The sequence below is a fragment of the Candidatus Kryptonium thompsonii genome, from assembly GCF_001535985.1.
In the GTDB taxonomy this organism is placed as follows: Bacteria; Bacteroidota; Ignavibacteria; order Kryptoniales; family Kryptoniaceae; genus Kryptonium; species Kryptonium thompsonii.
This window is the reverse complement of sequence record NZ_CZVS01000070.1, coordinates 1-8276: the sequence shown is the minus strand read 5'-3', so window position 1 is coordinate 8276 and position 8276 is coordinate 1. Positions and strand designations below refer to the sequence as shown.

Here is an 8276-nt window from a genome sequence, read left to right as displayed (position 1 = left end):
GGATTGAACGCAAGGCATTCAACGCTCGTCAATAGGGTTAGATTATTAAACGATGAAAAAAGAAGACTCATTAAAGAGTTTGTAAAACGTGGTGAGCTTGAATACACAGAAAATGTTCGATTTTTAAGCATAAAAAATCAAATCGACATTCTCGTCAGGCGAATTTGGTATATAAGGAACGCTATGCTTTGCCATATAACAGCAGCGATATTTTTTGTGTTGACATCGTTTACGATCGGATTAAATATATTTTTCACAACGCCATTTGTTCGAGAAATTCCGCTCTATCTTTTCGTCGTTGGATTGTTTCTTGTTCTCTGCGGGGTTTGCTTTCTTGGAATTGATGTTCTTGTTTCATATCGTGTTATCTTGATTGAGGTTAAAGGTGAGGAATGAAAAAGTTGATTTTGGAAATTAATTTTTTTAAAATTAACACCGAATGAATGACAAAATTAAAATAGTGACAACGAATCGAAAGGCGCATCACGACTATGAAATTCTTGAAACGATTGAAGCTGGAATTGTTCTTAAAGGAACGGAGGTTAAATCATTGCGTCAGGGCAAGGTGAGCATACAAGATAGTTACGCAATAATCAAAGATGGTGAGGTATGGCTTTTAAATATGCACATAAGCCCCTATGAATATGGAAACATTCACAATCACGATCCACTGCGAGATAAAAAATTGCTTTTACATAAACACGAAATTATACGACTTTCAACAAAGGTCAAAGAGCGTGGTTTAACTTTAATACCTTTGAAAGTTTATTTCAAAAATGGAAAGGCAAAAGTTGAGCTCGCCCTTGTGCGAGGCAAAAGAAAATACGAGAAGAAAGAAGATATAGCCGAAAGGGATTTGCAACGGGAATTAAAACGACGATATGCGGACAAATATCGTGAATAATTTTAAAACAAAATAAAATTTGATGAGTTGAAATTTCCAAGCGTAAACGAGCAAATGGACTTAATTAAGCGTGGTGTCGTTGAGATAATCCCTGAGGAAGAACTTGTCAAAAAGATTGAAAACTCAATAAAAACAGGCAAACCTCTTAGAGTTAAACTTGGCTGTGACCCAACAAGACCTGATCTTCACCTTGGGCATTCTGTCGTTCTGAGAAAATTAAGGCATTTTCAGGAACTCGGACATATCGCAATCCTGATAATTGGTGACTTCACAGCAATGATTGGTGATCCTTCTGGACAAAACAAAACAAGACCGCAACTATCTTTTGAGGAAACGAGGGTAAATGGTCAAACTTACTTTGAGCAAGCGAAAAAAATTTTACTTCCCGAAAGGGTCGAGATAAGATATAATTCCGAGTGGCTTGGAAAGATGACATTTGAAGATGTAATACGGCTCGCCAGCAAGTACACCGTTGCCAGAATGCTTGAAAGAGATGACTTCACCAAAAGATATAAATCAGGGGAACCAATTAGCATACACGAACTTTTGTATCCACTTGCACAGGCAATGGATTCCGTGGCAATTGAGGCAGATGTTGAACTTGGTGGAACAGATCAAAAATTTAACCTTCTCGTCGGCAGAGACATTCAACGAGAATTTGGACAAGAACCACAGGTGATAATAACAACGCCACTTCTTGTCGGAACGGATGGGGTCGAGAAGATGAGCAAATCGCTCGGCAATTATATTGCCTTAAATGATCCGCCTTTTGAAATGTATGGCAAAACGATGTCGATCCCAGACGAATTAATTTATGACTACTTCTTGTTAACGACAGATTTATCCCCTGCTGAAATCGAACAAATAAAAAAGCAACTTCAAGATCCAAATGTTAACCCGAGAGACCTAAAGCGAAAATTAGCGTGGGAGCTTGTCCGAATGTATCACGGTGTTGAAGCTGCTAACAAAGCACAAGATGAGTTTGACAAAATTTTCGTAAAAAAGGAAATTCCAGATGAAATTGAAGAATTTGAAATTGATTCTAAGGATGAGAAAATTAGACTTGTTGATCTACTTGTTCACACAAAGCTTGCAAGTTCAAAAAGTGAAGCAAAAAGATTAATTCAACTCGGTGGTGTTAGCATTGACGGTAATAGAATTAACGACATTGATACAATTGTTGAACTCAAAGAATCATTTGTAATAAAAGTTGGAAAACGTAAATTTTTAAGGATAAAACCAAAAATTAAAAACTAAATAACAAGGAGGAAAATCAGAAATTGTATGTCCCAACAAAAATGTTTCTGACAAAAGGGGTCGGGCGCCACAAGGAAAAACTCACAAGCTTTGAAATGGCGCTCCGGGATGCTGGCATTGCACAATTTAATCTCGTCCGCGTCTCAAGCATATTCCCGCCGGGATGCAAAATAATCCCAAAGAACAAAGGGCTTGAATACTTGAAGCCCGGGCAAATCGTTCATGTTGTTATAAGCCAGGAGTCGAGCAATGAACCAAATAGGTTAATCGCAGCTTCAATTGGCGTTGCTATACCCGCCGATTCTGAACAATTTGGATATCTCTCAGAGCATCATGCCTTTGGTCAAACTGATGACAAAGCTGGTGAATATGCCGAAGATCTTGCAGCTACAATGCTTGCAACAACTCTTGGGCTTGAATTTGATCCGAACACAAGTTGGGATGAAAGAGAACAAGTATGGAAGATGAGCGGTAAAATAGTAAGAACATTTAATATAACCCAATCTGCAATAGTTGATAAGACTGGATTATGGACGACTGTTGTTGCAGCTGCTGTTTTAATTCCATAATAAAAAAGGTAAGAAGGAAAGGGCAGGCGGGGGGAACCTGCCCTGCGGGGGAACCCAGGGCGGGGGATACCCTGGGTGAGGGAAACTCTTGAACCTGCTATAAATATAATATATCTTTCAATGAAAGTCAAGTTTTAAAAATATTAACAGCCTTATCTTAAAAATTTTTTTAAAAATTTTACTCAAATCTCCAAAACAGTGGAAGACAAAATAAGAAAATTTCTCGAATATCTAGAAATCGAAAGAAATTATTCTCAAAGAACCATTCAAACTTATCACGATGCTCTATACGAGTTTTATGCTTTTATTTCCAACAATGCAAAACAAAAAATCAATGTTGCAAAAATCGATCGATCTTTAATAAGAGATTACCTCTCATACCTTCACTCGAAGGGACTAAAAAAAACAAGCATGTCAACTAAATTATCAGCCCTCAAATCCTTTTTTAAGTTCTTAACACGCTTTAAAATAATAAACTCAAATCCAACCATAGGTTTTTCGCTCAAAACCGATAAACCCATACCTGTTTTTCTTGAGGAAAGCAAAATTGAAAAGTTGATGAATCTACCTGATTTAAAAACCGATGAAGGGATAAGAGATCGTGCAATTCTTGAAACACTTTACAGCACTGGGATAAGGGTCAGTGAGCTTTGTGGAATGAACCTTGAAGACATTGACTTCACAAATGAAACTGTTAAGGTTCTCGGCAAGGGTGGAAAGGTCAGACTTGTTCCCTTTGGTAAGAAAGCAAAAGAAGCATTGATAAAATATCTTAACATAAGAGAAAATTTTACAACGCCACAACAAACAGAAGATGATAAAAAAGCGCTGTTTTTATCTTCAAAGGGGAAAAGGATAACACCAGTTGAAGTTTATAATATAGTTAGCAAATATATATCTGCGATTGCAGATCTTGAGAAAAAAGGACCGCATGTTTTTCGTCATTCATTTGCAACGCACCTTTTAAATCACGGAGCTGATATAATGGCTGTCAAAGAGCTTTTGGGTCATTCAAGTTTATCAACAACGCAAAGATACACCCACGTGACAGTTGAACACCTTAAAAAGAGCTATAAACTTGCACATCCACGATCCGAATAAAAATAAATCACGCAAGCCCAAACCTTTTCCTCAAAAACCACTCAATCGAAAGCAAAACTATCACAATCATAAGCGGTTCAAGCCTAGATCTTAAAACATATTCCCTTTTCTTTTCAACTATCGCTGGCTTAAAATCAGCTCCAGATGTTATTAATTCCCCTAAAATCTCAATTTCATCTGGTTTCAAAAAAAGTCCCCCACTCTTAAAGGCGATCTCCCGAAGAAGTTTTGAATCCATACGTGTATTTAAAAATTCAACTTCAGATTCACCAACTGTGAAACGCCCTGAAAAATCTCTTAAAACTTTCCCGCGCCTTGAAACGTTTGCTTCATATCTATAATCTCCTTTTAAAAGACTAAGACTTCCAGAGTAAATTCCAGCCGTCACCTGCTCAAGGTTAAATTCACGCACAACTTCATTAGTCTCCTGATTTAAAATGCTCACCTTAACCTCCGCATCATTTATAGGTGAATAATCCTCGCCATAGACCTGGGATGAAAATTCAACCGTTTCATCTTCGCTGAAAAAGTTTTTAGAAATTTTAAATTTTATAAATTCTTCTTCAACCGGTGCAATTAACCATCGGATCAAATTATTGATAAATGTTTCAAAGAAACCTTCAAACTCTTTGTTTGGCACGGTCATAAGTTTCCATCTCCAAATTCCATAACCCAAGATGGCAACGGATTTTCTATTTCCAAGATTGCTTGCAATTATCAATGGTTCTTGCGTCTCAACATTTTGATATCTCACCTTCGCAAGGACAGTTGAACCAGGGATCGCATTGAAAACAGCACGAAGTTTAAAAATTGGCGGTAGAATATTCCAGATATGATTTCTATCTTTTAAGTCTGTAACGGCATGACTTCTTCCCTCTTCAGTTATAAACAAATTAACTACATCTTCATCCGCGAGAACTCGCGAAAATCTAAATGGTAAAACATCCGAAAAGAACTTTAATTTATCAAAATCAATTGTCCTGCTCATTAAGAAAAAAAATGGCTTGTTCTGAGAAACGATCACGCTTTTCAACTTATTTGTTATCTCAACATTTGATGTTTTCACCGGATAGCCGATAAATACAATTGCGTCGGATGTTTCAGCATCTTTGATGTTAAAATTACCCTCTATAAACTCACCGCTTCGTTTCTCGGTGTATGAAATGATTTCGTAATTTTTATTTTCACCAATGGTTCTCTTCACAAAAGCGAGGTCAGGGCTTGGGGCTCCGCTTATAATTAAAATTTTGTACTTGCTTTTTAAAACCTTCACATAAAAAGATTTTTGATTGTTCTGATAAGTTACCTCGCCAGGGAGATGCTGAATTTTAATTGTAAACTTCTTTAAACCTTCTTCCTTTGGGATAAATTTGAAGTTTAGAACATATTCATTGACACCGCCACTTAAACTTAACTTCTCCCTCGCAATTTCACTTTTCTCATCGTAAAGTGATACCATAACCTCGTTCCCACCAAACTCAGCACTTTCAATCCTTGCAACAAGCGGTGTCTCAACCCCAGCATATGAAACTTCATTTGTTAAAACATCCACAACTTTTAAATCCCTTTGTATATTTGAATCACCAACACCAATTGTAAAAATCGGTAAGCCGAGTTTCTCCGCAATATAAATTGGATTTTCCCCCGCATTATAGACACCATCCGAAACAAGAACGATTGACTTTATATTCTCCTGCGTTGCTATTCCTTGAATTTTTCTCAACGCTCCCCCGATGTCTGTCACCCCACCAGCAAACGAAAGGGAATCTGATGTGAAGTTTTTTATTTCTTCAACATCACTTGAAAAAGTGAAAAATTTTTTCTCACCATGAATTTTAAGCTGGGATAATTTATCAACAATTTCCTTGGTATACTTTTTCCTATCACCCAAACGATCTTTAATACCCATGCTCTTTGAGTTATCAATTAAAATTGCGATAGCGGGCAATTTTGTCGATTTTGAAATAAGCGTTAAAATTGGTTCTGAAATTAAAAGAAATGCTATAAATACAGCAACGCTTCTCAAAACGAACAAAAGGACAATTTTTCTATTTCCATCGGAGAGCGAAATACGATGGTATGATAGTAAACTAATCCCAAGTGAAACTACAACTGCAAGCAAAAGCACAACCAAGTTTATATTGAAAGAGATCGAACTCATCCGCTCAAACTTTTTGTTTTGAATTTAAATCAAGGCACAAGTAAAAATAAAAATTTCATTTCTCAAACAAAATTTTTAACTTTGTATAACAAAAAACAAATTTCCAAAAAACATGCAGATAAAAGAAAAACGTCCTGAGTGGCTGAAGATAAAGCTTCAAATTAATGACTCATTTATGCATGTGCGAAATATTGTGAACAATTATAGACTTAACACAGTTTGTGAAGAGGCAAAATGTCCAAATATGTCAGAATGCTGGTCAAGGGGAACGGCAACTTTTATGATATTGGGGGATGTATGCACACGAAGCTGTGGTTTTTTGCGCCGTCAAAACAGGTAAACCTACATGGTTTGATTCTGATGAACCTAGAAGAGTAGCACAAGCGGTTAAACTCATGGGAATAAAACACGCAGTTATAACTTCTGTCAATCGAGATGATTTAAAAGATGGTGGCGCTGGGATTTTTGCTGAAACGATAAGGCAAATCAGAAATCTCGTTCCAGAATGTAGAGTTGAGGTTTTGATTCCCGATTTCAAAGGAGATGAATCCGCACTTGATGTTATAATTGAAGCAAAACCAGATATTTTAAATCATAATGTTGAAACCGTCCCACGACTTTATAAGATAGTCCGACCCCAAGCCAAATATGAGAGAAGTTTGAAAGTTTTAAGCTACTGTAAAAAACATGGTCTCATCACAAAAACAGGAATGATGCTTGGAATAGGTGAAACGATTGATGAAGTAATTGAAGTTATGAAAGATTTAAGAGCTATTGATGTTGATATACTTACGCTTGGCCAATATCTCCAACCAACTAAAATGCATTTGCCCGTCGACAGATATGTCACCCCCGAAGAATTTGAAATGTTGAAAAAACTCGGTATTGAAATGGGGTTCAAATATGTGGAATCTGGCCCGCTTGTAAGAAGCTCATATCACGCAGAGTCTCATATCATCTGGCCATAAAGATAAAAACCTGCATTGATGTTTCAACAAATAAGACAGCTTGGAAAAGAAACCGCAATTTATGGACTAAGCACAATAATTGGGCGATTTTTAAATTTTATTCTCGTCCCCTTTTACACGAACATCTTAAAACCCGAAGAGTACGGTATAGTCACAACAATTTATGCTTATATAGCTTTCCTGAACGTGATTTATTCCTACGGCATGGAGTCGGCATATCTAAGATACGCTTCATCACTTGAAATCGGGACCAAAAAAGATAACTTTAGCACGCCGTTTATTTCAATCTTTTTTTCATCTTTATTTTTTTCAAGTTTGCTTCATATTTTCTCGGACGATATCACAAAGATAATCGCTATACCGTCCAAATACTCGGTTTGTGTGAAATACTCCGCGTGGATTTTATTTTTTGACGCCGTGTCTATAATCCCACTTGCATATCTAAGGCTTGAGAGTAAAGCGTTAATTTTTTCAATGATCAAAATACTTAACATAGTTGTAAATGTAGCCCTTAACATTTTACTCCTATTAAAATTCAAGCTTGGAATCTACGGAATTTTCATAAGTGGGCTTACAGCATCAGCCATGACATTTGCGATGCTTCTGCCTGTAATTTTTTTAAACTTTTCGTTTTCTTTCTTAAGAAGCCTTTATATTCAACTTCTAAAATTCGGGCTTCCCTACATACCGTCGGGATTATCTGCAATGATAATCCAAGTGGTGGATCGCCCCATTTTAAAGGCGTTAACAAATGATGAAACTGTTGGAATTTATCAAGCAAACTATCGGCTTGGGATTTTCATGATGCTTTTTGTGTCAATGTTCGACTATGCATGGAGGCCATTCTTTTTGAAAAATGCAAATCGTCCAGATGCAAAGGTTATCTTTTCAAAAGTTATGACTTATTTCGTTTTAACTGCGTCATTTTTATTCCTTCTTGTCTCATTTTTCATCGATGACTTCGTCAGGATAAAAATTCTGGGAAGACATATTATACATCCTGATTATTGGGGTGGACTTGGAATTGTGCCAATAATTTTGGCTGGCTATCTTTTCAACGGGATTTATGTTAACTTGATAGTAGGGGTTTACATAGAAAAAAAGACAAAATACCTGCCGTATATTACTGGATTAGGTGCGTTGGCTAATATAATTGGGAACTATGCTTTAATTCCAATGTTTGGAATTTACGGTGCTGCGTGGGCTACATTTATAAGTTACCTTGCAATGTCAGTTTCACTTTTTATAATTAACCAAAAAATTTATCCGATAAAATACGAATACGCAAAGCTTTCTAAAATTGCTTTTGCAACCCT

7 protein-coding genes and 1 pseudogene are annotated in these 8276 nt (G+C 36.5%); 7 read left to right on the top strand and 1 reads right to left on the bottom strand.

All coding sequences use genetic code 11. The annotated features are described in order from the left end of the window. The 5 genes from AWW78_RS09080 to xerA all read left to right on the top strand — a co-directional run. A partial coding sequence (locus AWW78_RS09080) for a DUF2721 domain-containing protein (RefSeq protein ID WP_047134955.1) occupies positions 1–396 on the top strand: 396 nt, incomplete at its 5' end. Between the two features lie 43 nt (positions 397–439). Next, positions 440–904 carry an SsrA-binding protein SmpB gene (smpB, locus tag AWW78_RS09075; protein ID WP_047134952.1) on the top strand — a complete coding sequence of 155 codons (465 nt, stop codon included), beginning with the start codon at positions 440–442 and terminating at the stop codon, positions 902–904. A gap of 54 nt (positions 905–958) precedes the next feature. Next, on the top strand, positions 959–2161 hold the full coding sequence (gene tyrS, locus AWW78_RS09070) for a tyrosine--tRNA ligase (protein WP_047134954.1): 1203 nt from the start codon (positions 959–961) through the stop codon (positions 2159–2161). Positions 2162–2184: 23 nt separating this feature from the next. Then, a complete protein-coding gene (locus tag AWW78_RS09065) occupies positions 2185–2730 on the top strand; it encodes a pyruvoyl-dependent arginine decarboxylase (protein WP_255301274.1) in 546 nt (181 codons plus the stop codon). A 198-nt stretch (positions 2731–2928) separates the two neighbouring features. After that, positions 2929–3831, top strand: coding sequence for a site-specific tyrosine recombinase/integron integrase (gene xerA / locus AWW78_RS09060; RefSeq protein WP_047134951.1), 903 nt, complete (start codon positions 2929–2931; stop codon positions 3829–3831). Between the two features lie 7 nt (positions 3832–3838). On the opposite strand, the gene AWW78_RS09055 is transcribed toward xerA, so the two are convergent. Beyond that, positions 3839–5992 (bottom strand): vWA domain-containing protein, encoded by a 2154-nt coding sequence (locus tag AWW78_RS09055; RefSeq protein ID WP_047134950.1) that lies wholly within the window; start codon positions 5990–5992, stop codon positions 3839–3841. Positions 5993–6104: 112 nt separating this feature from the next. On the opposite strand from AWW78_RS09055, the pseudogene lipA reads away from it, so the two are divergent. Together lipA and AWW78_RS09045 are read left to right on the top strand one after the other, a co-directional pair. Beyond that, a pseudogene (gene lipA / locus AWW78_RS09050) lies at positions 6105–6960 on the top strand (lipoyl synthase). 18 nt (positions 6961–6978) lie between these two features. Then, positions 6979–8276 (top strand): lipopolysaccharide biosynthesis protein (locus tag AWW78_RS09045; RefSeq protein WP_047134949.1); only part of this gene is annotated, 1298 nt, incomplete at its 3' end.